This window comes from Gordonia sp. DT218, assembly GCF_049847105.1.
In the GTDB taxonomy this organism is placed as follows: domain Bacteria; phylum Actinomycetota; class Actinomycetes; order Mycobacteriales; family Mycobacteriaceae; genus Gordonia.
The window spans coordinates 753,194-772,996 of record NZ_JBNCNS010000002.1 but is presented as its reverse complement, the minus strand read 5'-3'; the positions used below and the strand labels follow the sequence as shown (position 1 = coordinate 772,996).

The 19,803-nt window shown below is 67.0% G+C and carries 18 protein-coding genes and 2 tRNA genes; 5 read left to right on the top strand and 15 right to left on the bottom strand.

From position 1 onward, the window contains the following. Positions 1-86 precede the first annotated feature (86 nt). The gene (locus tag ACPXCG_RS10440) at positions 87-815 is read left to right on the top strand and encodes a GntR family transcriptional regulator (protein ID WP_425791718.1); all 729 of its coding nucleotides are present in this window, start codon (positions 87-89) and stop codon (positions 813-815) included. A gap of 142 nt (positions 816-957) precedes the next feature. On the opposite strand, the gene ACPXCG_RS10435 is transcribed toward ACPXCG_RS10440, so the two are convergent. Both ACPXCG_RS10435 and ACPXCG_RS10430 read right to left on the bottom strand, forming a co-directional pair. Further along, on the bottom strand, positions 958-1,383 hold the full coding sequence (locus ACPXCG_RS10435; RefSeq protein WP_425791716.1) for a pyridoxamine 5'-phosphate oxidase family protein: 426 nt from the start codon (positions 1,381-1,383) through the stop codon (positions 958-960). A gap of 73 nt (positions 1,384-1,456) precedes the next feature. Beyond that, a tRNA-Asn gene (locus tag ACPXCG_RS10430) sits at positions 1,457-1,529 on the bottom strand. Positions 1,530-1,878: 349 nt separating this feature from the next. Between ACPXCG_RS10430 and ACPXCG_RS10425 the strand changes: the two genes are divergently transcribed. Next, positions 1,879-1,952 (top strand) — tRNA-Ile (locus ACPXCG_RS10425). Between the two features lie 599 nt (positions 1,953-2,551). Continuing rightward, positions 2,552-4,063, top strand: a complete 1,512-nt coding sequence (locus tag ACPXCG_RS10420) for a cutinase family protein (protein ID WP_425791714.1) — start codon at positions 2,552-2,554, stop codon at positions 4,061-4,063. 165 nt (positions 4,064-4,228) lie between these two features. Here the strand turns inward: ACPXCG_RS10420 and dnaG are convergent, their stop codons facing one another. The 4 genes from dnaG to ACPXCG_RS10400 all read right to left on the bottom strand — a co-directional run bounded on the left by dnaG (position 4,229) and on the right by ACPXCG_RS10400 (position 9,511). Then, positions 4,229-6,139 (bottom strand): DNA primase, encoded by a 1,911-nt coding sequence (gene dnaG, locus ACPXCG_RS10415; RefSeq protein WP_425791712.1) that lies wholly within the window; start codon positions 6,137-6,139, stop codon positions 4,229-4,231. A 52-nt stretch (positions 6,140-6,191) separates the two neighbouring features. Continuing rightward, on the bottom strand, positions 6,192-7,502 hold the full coding sequence (locus ACPXCG_RS10410) for a deoxyguanosinetriphosphate triphosphohydrolase (RefSeq protein ID WP_425791710.1): 1,311 nt from the start codon (positions 7,500-7,502) through the stop codon (positions 6,192-6,194). Beyond that, the gene (locus ACPXCG_RS10405) at positions 7,495-7,977 is read right to left on the bottom strand and encodes a cold-shock protein (RefSeq protein WP_425792097.1); all 483 of its coding nucleotides are present in this window, start codon (positions 7,975-7,977) and stop codon (positions 7,495-7,497) included. The genes ACPXCG_RS10410 and ACPXCG_RS10405 overlap by 8 nt, the downstream gene beginning before the upstream one ends. Positions 7,978-8,122: 145 nt before the next feature. Beyond that, positions 8,123-9,511 (bottom strand): glycine--tRNA ligase, encoded by a 1,389-nt coding sequence (locus tag ACPXCG_RS10400; protein ID WP_425791708.1) that lies wholly within the window; start codon positions 9,509-9,511, stop codon positions 8,123-8,125. Between the two features lie 230 nt (positions 9,512-9,741). On the opposite strand from ACPXCG_RS10400, the gene ACPXCG_RS10395 reads away from it, so the two are divergent. Continuing rightward, positions 9,742-10,149: an ArsR/SmtB family transcription factor gene (locus ACPXCG_RS10395; protein WP_425791706.1), complete on the top strand. Its 408-nt coding sequence runs from the start codon at positions 9,742-9,744 to the stop codon at positions 10,147-10,149. Further along, the gene (locus ACPXCG_RS10390; RefSeq protein WP_425791703.1) at positions 10,146-10,562 is read left to right on the top strand and encodes a Fur family transcriptional regulator; all 417 of its coding nucleotides are present in this window, start codon (positions 10,146-10,148) and stop codon (positions 10,560-10,562) included. The genes ACPXCG_RS10395 and ACPXCG_RS10390 overlap by 4 nt, the downstream gene beginning before the upstream one ends. 73 nt (positions 10,563-10,635) lie before the next feature. Here the strand turns inward: ACPXCG_RS10390 and ACPXCG_RS10385 are convergent, their stop codons facing one another. The 9 genes from ACPXCG_RS10385 to ACPXCG_RS10345 are packed head-to-tail and all read right to left on the bottom strand — an operon-like array spanning position 10,636 to position 19,770. Further along, positions 10,636-11,049: a hypothetical protein gene (locus ACPXCG_RS10385; RefSeq protein ID WP_425791701.1), complete on the bottom strand. Its 414-nt coding sequence runs from the start codon at positions 11,047-11,049 to the stop codon at positions 10,636-10,638. Beyond that, entirely contained in the window at positions 11,046-11,879 is an 834-nt protein-coding gene (locus ACPXCG_RS10380) for an isoprenyl transferase (protein ID WP_425791699.1), read from the bottom strand. The genes ACPXCG_RS10385 and ACPXCG_RS10380 overlap by 4 nt, the downstream gene beginning before the upstream one ends. Positions 11,880-11,892: 13 nt before the next feature. Further along, the gene (recO, locus tag ACPXCG_RS10375; RefSeq protein ID WP_164309156.1) at positions 11,893-12,651 is read right to left on the bottom strand and encodes a DNA repair protein RecO; all 759 of its coding nucleotides are present in this window, start codon (positions 12,649-12,651) and stop codon (positions 11,893-11,895) included. A 36-nt stretch (positions 12,652-12,687) separates the two neighbouring features. Then, positions 12,688-14,277: a YhgE/Pip domain-containing protein gene (locus tag ACPXCG_RS10370; RefSeq protein WP_425791697.1), complete on the bottom strand. Its 1,590-nt coding sequence runs from the start codon at positions 14,275-14,277 to the stop codon at positions 12,688-12,690. A 46-nt stretch (positions 14,278-14,323) separates the two neighbouring features. After that, positions 14,324-15,238 carry a GTPase Era gene (gene era / locus ACPXCG_RS10365; RefSeq protein ID WP_425791695.1) on the bottom strand — a complete coding sequence of 305 codons (915 nt, stop codon included), beginning with the start codon at positions 15,236-15,238 and terminating at the stop codon, positions 14,324-14,326. Beyond that, positions 15,235-15,594 carry a cytidine deaminase gene (locus ACPXCG_RS10360; protein ID WP_425791693.1) on the bottom strand — a complete coding sequence of 120 codons (360 nt, stop codon included), beginning with the start codon at positions 15,592-15,594 and terminating at the stop codon, positions 15,235-15,237. The genes era and ACPXCG_RS10360 overlap by 4 nt, the downstream gene beginning before the upstream one ends. Further along, positions 15,591-17,036, bottom strand: coding sequence for a hemolysin family protein (locus ACPXCG_RS10355; RefSeq protein ID WP_425791691.1), 1,446 nt, complete (start codon positions 17,034-17,036; stop codon positions 15,591-15,593). The genes ACPXCG_RS10360 and ACPXCG_RS10355 overlap by 4 nt, the downstream gene beginning before the upstream one ends. Positions 17,037-17,038: 2 nt before the next feature. Continuing rightward, a complete protein-coding gene (ybeY, locus tag ACPXCG_RS10350; protein ID WP_425791689.1) occupies positions 17,039-17,605 on the bottom strand; it encodes an rRNA maturation RNase YbeY in 567 nt (188 codons plus the stop codon). After that, positions 17,602-19,770, bottom strand: coding sequence for a PhoH family protein (locus ACPXCG_RS10345; protein ID WP_425791687.1), 2,169 nt, complete (start codon positions 19,768-19,770; stop codon positions 17,602-17,604). The genes ybeY and ACPXCG_RS10345 overlap by 4 nt, the downstream gene beginning before the upstream one ends. Positions 19,771-19,803: the final 33 nt, after the last annotated feature.

Below are 19,803 nucleotides of genomic sequence, written 5' to 3'. Positions count from 1 at the left end.
GAGGGTCGGCACAGAACTGAGAAACCGGGTTCGGCTCCGAGGTCCGTTACTCGGCGCGGTCCCATCGACCGGCTACGGTGGCACGAATGAGACCCAGCGCGACATCCTCGCAGAGCCCTGCGGGCACCGAGCGTTCCGCGCCCGCACAACGCCTGCGACGTCGACCGCAACTGTCCGAAGAGGTGGCCACCCACCTTCGGGAACAGATCATGACGGCCGCCATCCGCCCGGGTGACTATGTCCGGATGGACGAGACGGCGGAACGTCTCGGCGTGAGTGTGACCCCTGTGCGCGAGGCCCTGCTGACGTTGCGCGGCGAGGGCATGGTGAACCTCGCGCCACACCGCGGCTACATCGTTGCCGAACTCAGCCGGACCGACGTGGACGATCTGTTCTGGCTGCAGGGTGAGATCGCGGTGAAGCTCGCACTGCGTACGGCCGACGCGATCACCCCGGATCAGATCGTCGAACTCGAGCGTCACAACCAACAACTCCGCGAAGCACTGGAACTCGACGACGGAGAGCAGGTGGCGCTCGCCGAGTTCGGGTTCCACCGGGCACACAACCTGGTGGCCGCCGGCGGCAAGCTCGCCTGGTTCCTGCTGAGCGCGACCCGCTACACGCCGTCACAGCTGTATGCCACCGATCCCGAGTGGGGCAAAGTGGCCGTCGATTCGCACGCGAAACTCATCGAGGCCTACCGCGTCGGCGATCGCGACCAGATCGTCGAGCAGACGCGCCGCCAATTCACCGACGGCGCAACCAGGCTCACCCGGCATCTGGAGAAGACCGGCATCTGGGACGACCCGTCGTAGACTCGCCGGTCGCACCGGGCCGCCGCGATGCACCGCTCCGGGTCGGGTAGTGTTGGCTCGTGGCGCCGCCCAGGGCGGGGCTGGTCACCCCCGACGACCAGCTCCGCCCTGGGCGGCGCTGATACGTTGCGGGACCTGGCGGTCACAGACTGCCGAGGTCGGATGACACCCACTGCTCGACGCGCAACACCACCTTGGTCTGGGCACCGTGGTTCTCCCATGCGAAGTCGACGTAACCCGCAACCTTCTCGGCAGGCAGATAACGGGCCGCCATCTCGGTGAGCTCCGCGCGCGTCCCGTCCGTGTAGCTCTCGATGTCTCCCGAGACCGACACGTACCGGATCGTCGGTTCCAGCGTCTCGACCATGAGGCTGCAGCGCCCCGCCTCCCGGATGAGCGCAAGCTTGCGCGATGACGTCCCGGTGAGGAGCCACACAGATCCCCCGGGCACGTACTGGTACCAGATCGGGACCACGAGGGGCGCACGGTCGGGGCCCGCCTCGGCGGCCAAAGCGGCGATATGGGGCTCGGCCAGGAACAATTCTCGTTCGGATGTGGTGAGTGCCATGGCGCCACGGTAAACCGCTGCCACGACAAGAACGCCCGCCACCGCATTACTGCAGGTGACGGGCGTTCTGTTGCTCCCCCAACTGGACTCGAACCAGTAACCGTTCGATTAACAGTCGAATGCTCTGCCAATTGAGCTATGGGGGATTGTGCTCGAACCGAGTGCTGACTTTAGCGCATGGACACTCCCGACAACAAAACGCCTGCATCGGTACCTCCGCGGCGAGTACGGGCACGACATCATCGACGAATCCGGGCGACCGGATTCAGACAGGAATGCTTCTGCCATGCCATCGATTGTCGACAGAATTGTGGCGTCTGCGGATCTTCTGTGTGTCGGTCGGTTGTCGTCGATGTCTGATCACTCGCCATCTTCAGATCTCTCGCAGTCCAACGGCGCCGCGTCCCGAACCGCCGCGATGGCCCACACGGACGGCGACGCCGGAGCCCGTCTCCCGCGTGCGGTAATGTGCACCGGCGGGTACGCCGTTGCCCCGGGGCGGTAGCTCAGTCGGTTAGAGCCGCGGACTCATAATCCGCTGGTCGTGGGTTCGAGCCCCACCCGCCCCACTCCCCCGGTTCGATCGGCGCGCCCGCCCCTGGCCCGCCCCCGGCCCATGTCCCGTGCCACCGCAGCGTCCCGACGGCCCGGGCACCAGCAGTCGACCGTGCCCACCGACGCAATCTTCCCCGCCGCCAGTCGCAGAGTACGCAAAATCACTGCGGGAGAGTATAGTTCGCCACACTAACGGTTTCCCAGGTTCCGCTGCGGCGGCAGCAACTTGCATCGATCGACGGCAATCGCCATCGAATCTCGGTGCGATGGAACATAGTTCGCGATGCTAACCGAAGCGACCCCAGGGTTAGCGATCGTTCGGTCGCTCGCGGCAGCATACTCAACATGCATAGGCGCCTCACGAGGTACCACTCGTACCGTGAATGCAGCTGTACTGCAGTCAAATACCACACCAGTTGGGAGCCGCCGGGAACGTTCGTTCGACTTGGCAACCGGCACAACCGGACCGCGACTCGGCCAATGGGATGAATTCTCACCTCGGGCGCAGCACATCGCGGTATCGTCTCGACATCATCTCGACGTGATTTCGACGCAGCGCCCGCTCATCGCCACCCACAGAGCATCCGTTCCCCACACCCCGGCGGTGCCCCCGATGTCACGTATCCACTCCTCGAACCGAAACCAATTGTCCTCTCCGCTGTCCGGTGAGTACACCGCGTCCACGCCCGGCCGCCTGCCGTCCGGCCGTCGTCGGTTGCTGGAGCATCCCGCCGCGATGGCGATCGGTACGGTCGGGGTGACCGTGGCCATCGCGCTGACGCCTGCGGCGACCGCCGTCGCCGACTCGTTTCCCACCGAGTCCGGCGCGACGTTCAACCTGTTCATCCCGGGCACGTGGGAGACGAGTGAATCGGCGGATCCGTCGACGCCCATCGGGGCGCTGAAACCCATCGCCGACCGCCTTCGCCACGACCATGGCGATTCCGCGGTCGTCTACTTCCTGCCGTATGTCGCGCGGGCCTTCGACAACGGCGAGAGCTATGGCACCAGCAAGGCGACCGCACTCGAGAATGCCGGCACGGTCTTACGGGACTACGCGTCACAGCATCCCGGCGCCAGGTTCACGATCACCGGCTACAGCCAGGGCGCCGACGCGGCGGGCGATCTCGCCTCGGCGATCGGGAATGAGCTCGGTCCCATTGCCGCCGGTGCCGTGCTCGCCGTCGCCTTGTTGGCAGACCCACGCGCAGGCACCGCGGGTGAAACCGTCGTCGGTCCGCGCGAAGACGGGATCGGGATCGCCGATCCACGCCCGGCGGGCATGGGCAGCCTGATGGGGCGGGTCTCGGCCATCTGCGCCCCCGACGACCTCTACTGCTCCATCGACAAGGCCCAGAACCCGCTACTCGGCCAGCTCGGCACGGTGCTGGGCAAGACGCCGGCCGACGCGGAGGCCGCGGTGAAGAAAGCGGCCACCGCGACGACGGTCCTCGCGTCCGTCGACATCCCGGGCATCATCGATGGGCTGACCGCGCTCCCGCGCGACGTCGCGACCGGCGACCTACGGTCGGCCCACGCTCTCGCCGGAACCCTCAACAATCGACTCCGGCCACTCGTGACCCTCGCCTCGATGATCGACTTCACCGAGGTCTCCACGACATTGGCATTGATCCCGGACGAGACCGGCCTGACCAAAGCAGCCTCGCTGCTCGCCGCCGCGCTCGCGCATGTCGACTTCCAGCGGACCGCCGATCTGGTGGGCAGGCGCCAGGAGATCACCTGGTCAGGGGTGGGGGCGGTGGCCACCCGAGCCGGTGCGAGAACCTTGCCGACCACCGGCACCACACCGTCTGATGTCCGGCAGGTCGCCCGCGAACTCGCTGTCCTCTCCAGCAGCATCGTCACGGTTCGCCCGCGCACCGGCGCGGAGGTGGATGCGGTCTCCCCAGACCTGCGGGGCATGGCGACCGCGGTCACCGGGATCGTCGCGAAACGCGCGATCACCGACCCGGCGACGGTGGTCACGGACGCGGTCAGCGCCGGCACGTTCTACGCATCCGACAGCCACGTGCGCTACGGATCCCTCGTCGTCGACGCCGAGGGGCGTGACGCGATCGACTGGTTCGGGACGTGGCTCTCGGACAGCATCTCCCGGGCCTCGTGAGACGCGGACGAAACCGTCGCATCGATCGCACCAGGTGATCCCGACGTATCGACCTGCCCCGATCCGGACAGGTGCCCGCAAACTTCTCCAAATCGCCGGATCCAAATCGCCGGAGTATGGAGGGAGGGAGGGCGACTCGAGTGGCGTGGGCGCTGCTCGCGACCCTCAGCCCACGTCGACGCTGGGGTCGACGGCCTGCTCGAGCAGGCTGCGCCGGTAGGCCTCCAGCGCCACCAGATCACCGAAGACGGCGTTGTAGCCATCCGGGTCCTCGCCCGGCGCCATCCGCCGCAGCTTGGACTTGATATCGGCGATCTGCGCGCCGACCCACACCTCTTGCAGGCGTGCCATCACGCTGGAGATGTAGCGCGGGATGTTGTTCTCGCTCACCGGCATCGACTCGACGGCGAGCTCGGTGACCAGCGGTCCCACGAGGAGGTCGTCGATCGAGTTGTGCACCGCGTCGACCCATTCGGCTCCGCCCATGCCCGAGGCGGCGCCGCCGAGTGAGATCATCGCGGTCCGGATCATGGCATAGGCCGGTTCGGTGAAACACTGCACCGGTAGCGAGTCGAAGACAGTGCCTGCGATCGCCGGATACTGTAGTGCGGCCTTGAGTGCCTCGCGTTGCGGCCACAGCCGCGGATCGGTGGGCAGCGGACGCGGTGTCAGGGGTGCCGAGGCCGCCTCCGGGCGCTGGCGCCGCATCGAGGTCACCCGATCGCCCCGGCCGGTTGCGCGGGTGTGTCGCGCACCCTCCTCCCGAACCCGGGACAACACCTGGCCGACGTCTTCCCACCCGACCCAGCCCGCCAGTTGCCGGGCGTACTCGTCCCGCAACGCGATGTCCTTGATGCGCGCGACCACCGGCACGGCGTCCCGCAGGGCGTGCACGCGTCCCTCGGCGGTGTCGAGGTCATGCTCGGACAGCAACGCCTTGATCGCGAACTCGAACATCGGCACCCGCCGGGCGATCAGATCGCGGACCGCCGGGTCACCGCTGCGCTGACGGAGTTCGCACGGATCCATCCCGTCCGGGGCGACCGCCACGAACGTCTGGCCGGCGATACTCTGCTCCCCCTCGAAAGCCTTGAGGGCAGCAGCCTTTCCGGCTTCGTCACCGTCGAAGGTATAGATGACCTCGCCGCGGAAGTACGAGTCGTCCATCATCAGCCGGCGCAGGAGCGCAAGGTGATCCTCACCGAAGGCCGTCCCACACGACGCGACCGCGGTCGTCACCCCCGACAGATGCATCGCCATCACGTCGGTATAGCCCTCGACGATGACCACCTGATGCCCCTTGGCGATGTTCTTCTTCGCGTGATCGAGACCGAAGAGTACCTGAGACTTCTTGTACAGCATGGTCTCCGGCGTGTTCATGTACTTGCCGAGATTGTCGTCGTCGAACAATTTGCGGGCACCGAAGCCGATGATGTCGCCACCGAGGTTGCGGATCGGCCACAGCAGGCGTCGGTGGAACCGATCGATCGGCCCCTTGCGCCCCTGCTTCGCCAACCCGGCGGCTTCGAGCTCGGAGAACTCGAAACCCTGGGACAGAAGGGTTTTGGTCATCGTGTCCCAGCCGGCCGGGGCGTAACCGCATCCGAAGGCGGTCGCGGTGGCGGCGTCGAAGTCCCGTTCGGTCAGATAGTCGCGGGCCTTCTGGGCCTCCGGCGACTGCAGTTGCTCGGCGTAGAACCGCTGGGCCGCCGCGTTGGCCGCGACGAGCCGCGCCCGGGTACCGCGATCCCGGACCACGGTGGTGCCGCCGCCCTCGAAGTGGATCTGATACCCGATCCGGTCGGCGAGCTGTTGCACCGCCTCGACAAAGCTGACGTGTTCCTGCTTCTGCAGGAAGCTGTAGACATCACCACCCTCACCGCAGCCGAAGCAGTGGAAGTGCCCATGATTGGGACGCACGTGGAACGACGGCGTCTTCTCGTCGTGGAACGGGCAGAGGCCCTTGAGGCTGTCGGCGCCCGCTCGGCGCAACGCCACGTAGTCGCCGACGATCTCCTCGATATTCGTCTGCTCACGGATCGCCGTGATGTCACGATCGGGGATTCGGCCTGGCACGCGGACCAGTGTAGTGACTGCACGTCGGGAACCGGCAGCCACACGTCCGGCGTCAGCCCAGATGCGCCTGCGCGCCCGAGTTCTGTCGGTCGGTGCGCTCCAGTCGGCCCTCCGTCATCGAGGCGATCTGATCGACGATGACGCGCAGACGGGCGTCATCGTCGGCGGCCTCATGCCAGGACGGCACGAAGATCGGGTCCAGCCCGCCGGGGGCGGCCGCGGTCAGCCAGCCGGCCACCCGATGGATGCGCTCACGCTGACGCTGCTGATGGGCCTTGTGACGGCTGTTGGAGAAGATGAACCGCAACGCCAGGGTCTTGAGGATCGCCACCTCGGCGGCCACCAGCGGTGAGACCGTGAGGTCGGCGTCGTAACGGGCGACCGAGCGACCGCCCACCGCCGCCCGCGTCCCGGTGATCGCCGCGGACGCGAACCGGCCGATGAGCTCGCTCGTCAGCCGTTTGAGCGCGACGGCGCTGTTCAGGCTGCCGTCGTACACACCGGCTTGGCCGACGATCTCCATTCGCGACAGGCGTTGCGCTGCGTCGATGAGCGCACCGGCCTCGAGTCCGGCGAATTCTTTCACCCCGATGTCGGCGAGCGCCCGCTGATCGGACGCATCGGCGAGCGTGCGCAGATCGATGCGGTTGGCGATCACGCCGTCCTCCAGGTCATGCACGGAGTAGGCGACGTCGTCGGACCAGTCCATGACCTGGGCCTCGACGCACTGACGGCCGGACGGGGCGTCGAGCCGAATCCAGTCCAGGGCGTCCGCGTCGTCGTCGTAGGCACCGAACTTGGTCCCCGGCGCGCTGCGGGTCCACGGGTATTTCAACGTGGCGTCGAGCGATGCCCTGGTCAGATTCAACCCGGCACTGCGGCCGTTCTCGTCGAGGAGCTTCGGTTCCAGGCGCGTGAGGATGCGCAGATTCTGGGCGTTGCCCTCGAAACCGCCGATCGCCGCAGCGACCTCGTCGAGAGCCCGCTCACCGTTGTGCCCGTAGGGCGGATGACCGATGTCATGGGCAAGTCCCGCCAGTTCGACGAGATCGGGTTCGCAGCCGAGCCCGATCGCGATCCCCCGCCCGATCTGCCCCACCTCGAGCGAGTGGGTCAGGCGGGTCCTCGGGGTGTCACCCTCACGCGGCCCGACGACCTGCGTCTTGTCCGCCAGCCGACGCAGGGCGGCCGAGTGCAACACCCGGGCCCGGTCGCGAGCGAAGTCGCTGCGATGGTCGGTCCGGGTTCCGGGCAGGCTCGCGACCTTCGGCGCCTCCGGCACGATCCGTTCGACGGCCTCGTCCCGGTAATCCGCCGTGGGCGGTATCGCGGCCGAACGGCCGGTGGGCGGTGCGCTAGTCAAGCACCCATCCCCGGGCGACCGCGAAGTCGGTGATGCGCTGTCGGATCGCCACGATCTGAGCGGCGGTCAGGTCGTCGGACGAGTCGAGCAGCAACTCGGTGACCTCTTCGGTGAACGATGCCGCGTCGAGTGTGCCGCCACTGCGCGGCTTGCGTGAGCGGTCCCGGTCCCGGTCCCGGTCGCGGTCCCGGTCACCGCCGTGCGGACGACCGTGATCGTGGCTGTCGCGACGATGCGGCCGGCCCGCCGGGGCGTCGTCGACCGGTGCCGACTCGGTCACCGCGACGTTGACCGCCTTGGTCCCGCGGTCGGTCTCCTCGATGTCGAACGCGACCTTCGCGCCCGGCTTCAGGGCGTTCTCGTCGATGTCGATGTCGTTGATGTGCAGGAAGACGTCGGCACCGCCCGCATCCGGTGCGAGAAATCCGAAGCCCCGATTCGCGTCGTAATGGACGACTTTGCCGTTGACGGTCACTGCTGCACTCACTCTCCTCGCCGCACACAGCTCCGGACCCCATGCCCGGGCGTGCGACAACTCCACAATCAACTATGACAGAAATACGCAGGTCGCACGTTGCGACAACGACCTCGACCGCTGGTCGGGTGACCTCACCGAGGGATCACGCGCCGAGGAGCTTGCCGCCCAGGAACTCCACCACTTTGTCGAGCGCGACGCGCTCCTGGCTCATGGTGTCGCGTTCGCGCACGGTGACCGCCTGGTCGTCGAGAGTGTCGAAGTCCACGGTCACGCAGAACGGTGTGCCGATCTCGTCCTGTCGGCGGTACCGCTTACCGATGCCCTGCGCATCGTCGAACTCGACATTCCAGTGCTTGCGCAGCTCCGCGGCAAGATCCTTGGCCTTCGGCGACAGCTTCTCGTTGCGGGAGAGCGGCAGAACCGCGACCTTGACCGGCGCGAGTCGCCGATCGAGGCGCAACACCGTGCGGGTGTCGGTGCCGCCCTTGGCGTTCGGCACCTCTTCCTCGGTGTACGCGTCGCACAGGAATGCCATCAGCGAGCGGGTGAGGCCCGCAGCGGGCTCGATGACGTATGGCGTGTAGCGCTCGCCGGAGGCCTGATCGAAGAACGACAGATCCTCGCCGGAGTGCTTGCTGTGGGTCGACAGGTCGAAATCGGTGCGGTTGGCGACGCCCTCGAGCTCACCCCATGGATTCCCGGAGAAGCCGAACTTGTACTCGACGTCGACGGTGCGTTTGGAATAGTGCGAGAGCTTGTCCTTGGGATGGTCGAAGAGTCGCAGGTTCTCCGGGTCGATCCCGAGGTCGACATACCAGTCGTACCGCTGGTCGATCCAGTACTGATGCCAGTCCTCGTCCTCGCCCGGCTTGACGAAGTACTCCATCTCCATCTGTTCGAACTCGCGCGTCCGGAAGATGAAGTTGCCGGGGGTGATCTCGTTGCGGAAGCTCTTGCCGATCTGGGCGATACCGAACGGCGGCTTCTTGCGCGCGGTGGTCATCACGTTCTTGAAGTTCACGAAGATGCCCTGCGCGGTCTCGGGCCGCAGATAGTGCAGGCCCTCCTGGTCGTCCACCGGGCCGAGGTAGGTCTTCATCAGACCGCTGAAGGCCTTGGGCTCGGTCCACTTGCCGGGCTGGCCGGTGTCCGGGTCGTTGATGTCGGCGAGGCCGTTGGCCGGTGGGCGGCCATGCTTGATCTCGTAGGCCTCCAGAAGGTGATCGGCACGGTAGCGCTTGTGGGTGTAAAGCGACTCCACGAGCGGGTCGGTGAACACCTCGACGTGACCCGACGCCTCCCACACGCGCCGCGGCAGGATGACCGCCGAGTCGAGCCCGACGATGTCGTCGCGGCCGGTGACCATGCCGCGCCACCACTGCCTCTTGATGTTCTCCTTGACCTCGACGCCGAGCGGGCCGTAGTCCCACGCGGAGCGGGTTCCGCCGTAGATCTCACCGCTCGGGAACACCAGGCCACGACGCTTGGCGAGGTTGACGACGGCTTCGACGCGGTTGGACTGGGCGGCCACGGTTAACTGATCTCCAACGACTAGGGGTTCGATACGGTGACGCGGCCATTCCGTCGGAACACAGAACGGCAGCCCTTACAGGGTAGCCACAGAGGTGCCGGTCGTCGGAATCGTCACCCCTCTCCGATCGTGCGCGCCGGCGTCACAGCCGCTCCGAGGGCACCGGAGGGCCGCGCTCGGTCCACTCTCGCCACCCCAAATGAAAACGACTTCCTTTAGTATGGAGGGCGATGGACTCCCAGGATCGAGATTGCGCAGCCACCACCTCCGACCGCCGTGTCGTCGGCGCGGTCGAGTGCGCGGCCGCCGGCGACCTCCTGCGGGCCCTGGCATCGCCCACCCGCATTGCCATCGTCCTGCTCCTGCGCGAACGCCCGCAGTGTGTGCACGAGATCGTCGGCGCTCTGGAGGTCAGCCAGCCACTGGTGAGCCAGCATCTCCGCGTCCTCAAGGATGCCGGTGTGGTGCGCGGCCACCGGACGGGTCGGGAGATCGTCTACGAACTCGTCGATCACCACCTCGCCCACATCGTCACCGACGCGCTGGCGCACGCGATGGAGGTCCCCGATGACTCGGCGGCCGAGATCATTCCCGATGACGCGGGCACGGTCCTGGACGCGGGCACGGTGGCCGAATGACCGCCGGTCCGGACCGCCCGGTGACCGGCGTCCGGTCGACCAGGCAGCGAGCGGCGATCGCCGACGCGCTCGCCGCCGGTGACGACTTCGTCTCCGCGCAGGAACTCCACGATCAACTCAAGGCCCGCGGAGAGTCGATCGGGCTGACCACCGTGTACCGAAATCTGCAGGCATTGAGCCAGTCCGGGCAGATCGACGTGCTGTGGGACGGTTCGGGCGAGACGCGGTATCGCCACTGCTCGTCCGGACATCATCACCACCTCGTGTGCCGTCGCTGCGGTACGACGGTGGAGGTGCAGGCGGAGCCCGTCGAGAAGTGGGCCGCGAGTGTGGCCGCACGGCACGGTTTCACCGACATCAACCACACCGTCGAGATCTTCGGCTATTGCGCCGATTGCCGGGCGGCGAACTGACTGCCGTTCACCGCTGTCGACCCACGGGGAGCGAGCCCGCAAGCGCTGCCGGGCCGGCGAGCGCTGCGAAGGGCTAGGCGCCCGAGAGACGGCGAGCGATGTCGGCTCCCGCCGACAACACGATGTGCAGCACCGTCAGCAGCGGGACGTCGTCGAGGGTCCCGGCCGGGAACGTGTAGTACTGCAGCACATCGGTGGTCACACCCTCCGGGTCGGATCTGCGCAATGCACCGAAACTCAGACGGGCGTCGGCGCCTTCCACGTCGTCGCGGAGTGCGGACGTGTTCGGCAGGTTGACCGCGACCAGTTGGGTCATGGTGAGCACGTCGAGTCCGTCCGCGAGGGTCAGGACGCGCAACGACGCACGGGTCGGACCCACCTGCACGATCACCGAATCCGCATCCCCGTCACCGACGTCACCGATCTCACCGACGAGGCGGGCCACCCGGGTCGGAAGGTCTTCGGATCCCGATGCGACGTCGCTCATGTCGGCATCACGCCGCCGAATCGTCGGTCCCGCGACGCGTATTCGAGACACGCCGCCCACAGGTCACGACGATCGAAGTCGGGAAAGAGCTTCTCCTGATACACCATCTCGGCGTACGCGGACTGCCACAGCAAGAAGTTCGAGATCCGCTGTTCGCCGGACGGGCGCAGGAAGAGGTCGACGTCGGGCATGTCGGGCTCGTCGAGATAACGGGCGAAGGACGCCTCGGTGATCCGATCCGGATCGATCTCACCGGCCGCGGCACGGCGGGCGATTTCCTTTGCCGCATCAGCGATCTCGGCGCGGCCGCCGTAGTTGACGCACATCGTGAGGTTCATCACGGTGTTGTCCCTCGTCATCTCCTCGGCAACCTCGAGTTCGCGGATCACACTGCGCCACAAGCGCGGTCGGCGGCCGGCCCAGCGCACCCGGACGCCCATCTCGTGCATCTCGTCACGCCGACGGCGGATCACGTCACGGTTGAAGCCCATCAGGAAACGGACCTCTTCTGGGCTGCGCGACCAGTTCTCCGTCGAGAACGCGTACGCGGACAGCCAGGTGACGCCGAGTTCGATACATCCGCAGACGGTGTCCATCAGGACCGCCTCGCCTTGCTTGTGCCCTTCGGTGCGGGGCAGTCCTCGGTCCTGCGCCCAGCGGCCGTTGCCGTCCATCACCAGGGCCACGTGCTGCGGTATCAGCTCGGGCTGAATCCGTGGTGGCCGCGCGCCGCTCGGGTGCGGGTCGGGTGGGCGTATGGGGGTGCGGTCTGCTCGTGGTTCCGGTGCGGCCTGTCGTTTCCCGGATCGCGAGCCGGGTCGTAACGCCATCAACCGTCTCCTCTCACGCGGTGTCCACCAGCCTATGAGGTGCTTCGCGTTCGATGAGCGGCAGGGTTCGCAACTGACGTTCGAGATGCCACTGCAGGTGGGCGGCGGTCAGCCCGCTCGCCTGGCGCTGCATCGACGAAGTGGCCTCGGCGGTGTGTTCCCACTGGCCACGGAACAGGGCATCCATCAGGTCGAGCACCCCTGGTGACGGGGTGGCCGATCCGGGTGGCCGACAGTGGATGCACACCGCACCACCGGCCGCCACATGGAACGCCCGATGTGGTCCCGGCTGCGTACAGCGGGCGCACACGTCGAGCGTCGGCATCCATCCCGCGCAGTGCATCGCGCGCAGCAGGTAGGCATCGAGGATGAGTTGGTTGGCGCGGCGGTGTTCGGCGAGTGCCTCCAGGGCGCCGACCGTGAGTCGGTGCAACTGCGCGGCCGGTGCGCGCTCCTCACCGGCCAACCGCTCCGCGGTCTCCAGCACCGCGCACGCCGTGGTGTATCGGCCGTAGTCGGCCACGATGGCATCGGCGAAGGCATGGAGGGTGTGCACCTGGGTCACGACGTCGAGGTTGCGGCCGGGATAGAGATGCACGTCGACATGAGCGAAGGGCTCGAGCCGGGCACCGAACTTCGAGCGGGTCCGACGGACGCCCTTGGCCACGGCACGCACCAGGCCGTGGTCCTGGGTGAGCAGCGTGATGATGCGGTCGGCCTCGCCCAGCTTGTGCTGGCGAAGCACCACGGCCTCATCCCGATAGAACCTCACTGGGACATTGTTCCACCGGGCACCGACAGCACCCCACTACGACATGCGTCCAGGGTCCTCTGGTGCCTGTGTGACCTCTGGTGTCTTAGACGCGGCCGGCGGGCCGGGCGCCTCGGGAGGCCGCGGCGATTCATGACCACCCACCGCGGCGACGTGTGCGGGGGACGGTGTGGTGATCGAGGCGGGTCCATCGCCGTCGACCAGCCTGCGCAGCCGCGGCGACAATGTCATCCCGCCGGGGAACCTGTGCCAGCCCTTGCGGTCGTAGAGCTTGGTGCCGCCCAGACCGAGCAGTACACCCACCAGCAGACCGATCGCGCACTGGATGATCGACCGGCCCAGTCCGGCGTCGAGATCCGCGTCGAAATAGAGGATGGCGCGACTACCGAGATAGACCAGGTGCATCGGTTCCACCGCGGCGATCCAGGCGAACAGTCGCGGACTCGCCTCCAGCGGCACCGTGCCACCCGACGACGGGAGACCGAGGATCACGAAGAACACCAGGTTCAGGATGAGACCGGGATTGCCGAACACCGCCATCATCGAACTCGCCGACACCCCGACCGCGGTGATCACCAGCACCGAGAACATCCACAATGCGAACGCATTCGGCAACGACGTACCGACCGCCGTACATACCGCGATGAACAGTGCCGACTGGATCACCGCGACGAGCACCATGATGGTCCACTTGGTCGCGAGCGTTCCCCAGCGAGAGATCGCGAGCCGCTGTCGGAGCTGATAGAACGGGCCGTATTCGATGGGCGTCTGACCGAGGATGCCGTCGACCACGACACTCACCATCATCGCGCCGGTGAACCCTGCCAGGATGAGCAACAACGTGAAGTAGAACGCGGACAACCCGTTTCCGGATCCGTCGGGCAACGGGGTGGGCTCGACGATCCGTACATCCACCGGATTGGACAATGCCAGTTGGGCGGCCCCCGAGAACGACACGTCGGCCTTGACCAGGCTCTGTCGGACGGTGTCCACGAGGCGTTCGCCGACCTGGGCGTTGACCTGCTCCGACATCTCGTCGGCGAAGGTCGTGGTGACCGCCGACGCAAAGGTTCCGGAGCCGCGGTTGATGAACACGTCGATCGCCATCGGGTCGGGTTTGGCCTCGAGCACCGCGGCCCGGCCGAGACTCACCGCGCGATTCGTGAAGTTGGGGCCGATCACCACCACGCCGTAGGCCTTGCCGGAGTTCAGTCGGTTGAGGGCGGTGGTCCGGTCGACCTTCTCCACCGCGATCCCACTCTTGGCCGCCGTCGAGATCACCCCTTCGGCGACCTGGTCGCCGAAGTTCTGTTTCGTGGTACCGCCATCCGGGTTGTCGACGTCACCGCCGCGATCCTCATTGACGAGAGCGATCGGGAAATCGTGCAGGTTGCGCTGCGGGTCCGCGACCGCGCCCATGTAGAGCGCCGCCATGAACGACATGATCACGACGACGAGCAACAGCGGTGCCAGCCAGAATCGCGGTGAACGCAGGACACCGGCGATCGTGGTCCCCGCCGCCGCATCGTGTTCGGGTGCCGCGTGGTCGGCGGCGGAGTATACGGAGACCTCGCGCCCGCCGGGCCCGCTCGGGTCCGCCTCGACGCCTGTTTCGTGCCGCCCCATCCGAACTCCCTCTCGACTCATTCGCACCGACGGCGGGCCGCAGGCGTCAGAAGCCCATGCGCCCCAATTGCTTCGGGTCCCGTTGCCAGTCCTTGGCCACCTTCACATGCAGATCCAGGTACACCCTGGTGCCGAGCAGCTTCTCGATCTGTCCTCGCGCGACGGTGCCGACCTCTTTCAGCCGGGCACCTCGATGGCCGATGATGATGCCCTTCTGGCTGTCCCGCTCGACGTAGAGGATGGCGTGCACATCGACCATCGACGGCCCCTGCCCCTCCTTGTCCTCCTCACGCGGGATGATCTCCTCGATCACCACGGCGAGGGAGTGCGGGAGCTCGTCGCGGACACCCTCGAGGGCCGCCTCGCGGATGAATTCCGCCATCAGCACCTCCTCGGGTTCATCGGTGAGCTCACCGTCGGGGTAGAACGCGGGGCCGGGTTCCATCTGGCCGACCAGCACGTCGGTCAGGATGTCGAGTTGGGCACCCGACCTCGCCGACACCGGGACCACCTCGGAGGTGGGGCCGAGCAGTTCGGACAACGCGACGAGTTGCGCGGCGACGCGATCCCGGGTGACGCGGTCGATCTTGGTGACCACGCCCAGCACCGTGGTGCGCGGGGCCATCTGCCGGACCTGCGACACGATCCAGCGGTCGCCCGGCCCGATCGCCTCGTCGGCCGGGATGCACACGCCGATCACGTCGACCTCCGAGTAGGTGTCCCGGACGAGGTCGTTGAGTCGCTGGCCGAGCAGTGTCCGAGGCCGGTGCAGACCTGGGGTGTCGACCAGGATCAACTGGGCGTCGTCGCGATTGACGATCCCCCTGATGGTGTGCCGGGTGGTCTGCGGCCGGTTCGAGGTGATCGCGATCTTCTCGCCGACGAGAGCGTTGGTGAGGGTGGATTTTCCGGTGTTCGGCCGACCGACGAAGCAGACGAATCCCGACCGGAACCCGGTCATCGGTGCGCGTCCTGACGGCCGGTCGGTGTCCCCGACAGATCCGTGTGCACCGCGTACGCGTCCGAGCCGAACTCGGCGAGGGTTGCCAGGCCAGGGTCGTCGGGGGCGCCGTTCACCAGGACGGCCGCCTCGAAGGCCTGGGCGCCGCTGGACAGCGCACTCGCGAGGGCGACCTGGAGGCCGGACAGTGTCAACGTCTCGGCGGCCACGGGCGCGCCGGCATAGGTTCGGCCGTCGGCGTCGCGGACGGCGGCCGCCGACGAGCTCTCGGCGCGGGCGAGTGCGCCCCGCGCCAAGACGACCAGCTTCTGATCCTCGTCGGACAACTCGGGCTTTCCGCTCGACGGTCCGGTCACGTTCGGTCCTCGCTCCTGGTGTCACCCGTTGTGTCGTCGCCGTGTCGTCGGACCTGCTCCCGGACCTGTGAACGCCCACGGCTGGACATCGAGTATTCCGCACCGCGGTCGGATTCGGCCGGATCGGACGTGGGCATGTCGGTGTCATCGCGGTCACCCTCGGCCGACATGTCGCCGGCCTCGGGGTGGTCGACCCGGCTGACCAGCAGGGTGGTGATGCGCTGGCGGCCTCGCCGGTTCGGGCCGCCCTCGGCGACGAGCAGCAGCCCGTTCGACTCGACCCGGGCACCCGGCAGCGGCACCCGGCCGAGTTCGAGGCCGAGCAACCCGCCGACGGTCTCGATCTCGTCGTCGTCGATGTCGAGGCCGAAGAGTTCGCCCAGGTCCTCCACGGGCAGTCGCGCCGACACCCGATAGGACCCGCCTTCGAGTTCTTCGATCGGCGCCACCTCATCGGTGTCGTACTCGTCGGTGATCTCACCGACGATCTCCTCGAGGACGTCCTCGATGGTCACCAGCCCCGCGATCCCGCCGTACTCGTCAACGAGCAGTGCCATGTGGTTGCGTGTGCGCTGCATGTCCGCCAGGACCTTGTCCAGCGGTTTGGAATCCGGGATGAACTCGGCTTCGCGCATGAAGTCGTGCACGTGCGCAGACGTCGAACGGCCTCCTTCGGCGACGAGGTCCTTGAGATAGACGACGCCGACGATGTCGTCGGGGTTCTCCCCGATCACCGGGATGCGCGAATGTCCGGACCGCACCGCGAGATTCATCGCCTGGGCCGCGGTCTTGTCCTGCTCGATCCAGATCATCTCCGGTCGGGGCACCATGATCTCGCGAGCGTTGGTGTCGCCGAGGTCGAAGACCGACTGGATCATCCGGCGCTCGTCCGCCGCCACCACACCGCTGGCCTCGGCGAGATCCACGACCTCGCGAAGTTCCACCTCGGTGGCGAAGGGCCCGTTGCGAAATCCCTTGCCGGGCGTCACGGCGTTGCCGACCATGATGAGCAGTCGGGTCAGTGGTTTGAGCAGCAATCCGATGCCCTGCAAGACGATCGCCGACGACAGCGCGATCGTGTACGCGTGCTGCCGACCGAGGGTTCGCGGCCCGACGCCGACGGCGACGAACGACACCACCGCCATCCCGACGATCGCCGCGAACAGACCCCAGCCGACGCCGAGCCAGTCGGTCAGCACGAGGGCCATCAGGGCGACCGCCGCCGTCTCCGAGATGACCCGCATCAGCACGGCGAGGCCCACATAGGTGGCCCGCCCGTGCAACACCGCGATCAGGCGCACCGCACCGGCGCGCTGCTCCTTCGCCATGTCCTCGACGCGCGCCATGGACACCGTGGTGATGGCCGCGTCGACGGCGGCGAACAGTCCACCGACCGGGATCAGCACGAGTGCCGCCACGACGAACCAGACGTCGTCGGGCACCGTCACTCGTCCTCGGCCTGAATGTTCTCGGGCCGGGCGGTCTCGGCGAAGCCGATGTTGGTCAGCAACTGGGTGTCCCGATCGGACTGTCGCTGTTGCTGCGCCCGGCGATGCCGCGCCGCGTAGAAATCCTCGAGGATTCGGTTCTGGAGGCCGAACATCTCTTTTTCCTCATCCGGCTCGGCGTGATCATAGCCCAGCAGATGAAGCACTCCGTGGATCGTCAGCATCGACAGCTCGTGCTCGAACGAGCGCCGCGCCGACTTCGCCTGCTGAGCGGCGAACGCCGGGCACAACACGATGTCACCGAGGATCGCCGGCCCCGGTTCCGCGGCATCCGGCCGCCCACCCGGGACCAGCTCGTCCATCGGGAAGCTCATCACGTCTGTCGGGCCGGGCAGATCCATCCATTGCATGTGCATGTCGGCCATCGTGTCCTCGTCGACACAGACCACCGAGAGTTCCGCGGCCGGATGGACGTCCATCGCGGTGATGGCGAAGCGTGCCGACTCGATGATCAGGTCCCCGGGGACCTCGACACCCGATTCGTTGGCCAGTTCGATGCTCATGAGCGACGTCCGTGCGAGGCGGCCCGACGAGCCGCCCGGTTGCCCTGCAGGTTGTCTGCGTCGCGCAGTCGCCCGCCGACGCGCGAGTTCTCCTCGGCCCGTCCGTATGCGTCGACGATGTCCGCCACCAACCGGTGTCGGACCACGTCCGCGCTGGTGAGGTGCGAGAAGTGGATGTCGTCGATACCGTCGAGAATCCGTGTCGCCGCGGTGAGTCCGCTCTGTGCCCCACCTGGGAGATCGACCTGGGTGGTGTCGCCGGTGACGACGACCTTGGACCCGAAACCCAGTCGGGTGAGGAACATCTTCATCTGTTCGCCCGTGGTGTTCTGGGCCTCGTCGAGGATGATGAAGGCGTCATTGAGCGTGTTGTGTGTCAGCAGGAAGTCCTCGGTGACATACAACGAATCCTCGGCGGCGACCTTGATGCAGACCGCCTCCTCGGTACCCACCGATTCGATGCTCTCGATGTAGCGCTTGGGTGCTTTGGAGCCGTCCGCGCCATACCGCGCGGCCTTGCGGCCGAGCCTGAAGGGTGCAACGCCCTCCGGGAGTCGGATGTCGAGCACGTGGGCGTCATGGCGGTACAGCACTTCGCGCCCACGTGCATTGCCCGGGGTCCGTCCCTCTGCAGCACGCGTGCGTGTGTAGACGATGCCGCCGAGCGATTGAACGAGGAACATCACATCGTCACGGAGCTGGTCGGACACGGTCGTGTACTGGACGCGGCAGGTACGCGCTGCCTGACCGACCGGACCGCCGTCGGTGTCGAGGAGACCCTGCAGTACCGCCAGCCGTACCTCAGCGGAGTTGAGAAGGTACTGCTTCGGCACGAACTTCGTCGACGACTTGGTGCCCCAGAGTCCCGTCGCACGCATCGCACCGGTCACGGGATTCTCGATGGTGATCACCTCGCCCGGTGTGGTGATCCGGTTGAGCACATAGTCGATCTCGGTCTTGCGCCGCGCGCGAATGCCTGGCACGGCGTCCACCAGTGCGTCGACCAGCTCCGGGTCTTTGGTCGTGAAGGACGGCGTCGTCATGCCGGCCATGCACCCATCGCCCAGCATCAACCCGAGCGCGTAGGGGTCGAACGGCACCGGCTGGGCATCGAAGGCCACCGGCGCAGCCAGCAGCGGCAGCTCGTAGCGGTGGTAATGCGCCGCGCGCAGATTCCCGATCATCTCCTTGGCAGCCAGCACCCGCGGGCCCTTGCCACGGCGACGATCCGACCGCGTGTAGACCGACCAGAGGTGGTCGGTCGAGCTCAGAGTCGACGCGCCGTCCTGGGTGGTGACCCGCACGATGTCCTTGAAACCCTGTGGGTAGACGCCGAGCACTTCGGTGGGTGTGCCGTCCGAACCGATGACCGCGTCACCGACCTGCAAATCGCCGATGGGCCGGAAACCTTCCGGAGTGAGTACTCGGGTCGACAAGGGCTGTGCCCGCCCGCGCATATATGCGAGCGGCGCGACCTCGATGACCCCGGCCGCCATCAGCTTCGGGATCGACTCCGGATCCATCATGTCGTGAAGCGCGTCGTAGAGCGGTCGCAGATATGGGTCGATCTTCTCGCTGAGCGTGCCGGGCAGGAAGCCGAGCCGCTCCCCCGCCTCGACCGCGGGCCGGGTCAGGATGATGCGGTTGACCGACTTCGACTGCAGGGCCTGGACGGCCTTCGCCATCCCCAGATAGGTCTTGCCGGTACCGGCCGGACCCAGGCCGAACACGATCGTGTTGTTGTCGATCGCGTCGACATACTTCTTCTGGTTCAGGGTCTTCGGCCGGATCGTCTTGCCCCGTCGCGACAAGATGTCGAGCGACAGCACGTCAGCGGGCGATTCCGCGGTTCCCTCGGAGAGCATGGAGACGCTGTGCCGGACGAGGTCGGGCGTCAGGGGGGTGCCGCGACCGACCAGATCGACGAGTTCGGCGACGACCCGCTCGGATGCCGCGACGTCGGCGGGCACACCGGTCAGGGTGACCTGGTTGCCACGCACGTGGATGTCTGCCGGCAGCAGCTGTTCGAGGGTGCGGAGGTTGACGTCACTGGTCCCGAGCAGCCCGAACACCACCTCGGGAGAGATTTCCACGTTGGAGGTGACAGATCGACCCGCAAGAGTCCGACTGGTCGGCGCGCTCAGGTCGGGGTTGTCGTCACTCACGTATGCAATCACTCCTAGGGGGTCGTGGCGGCG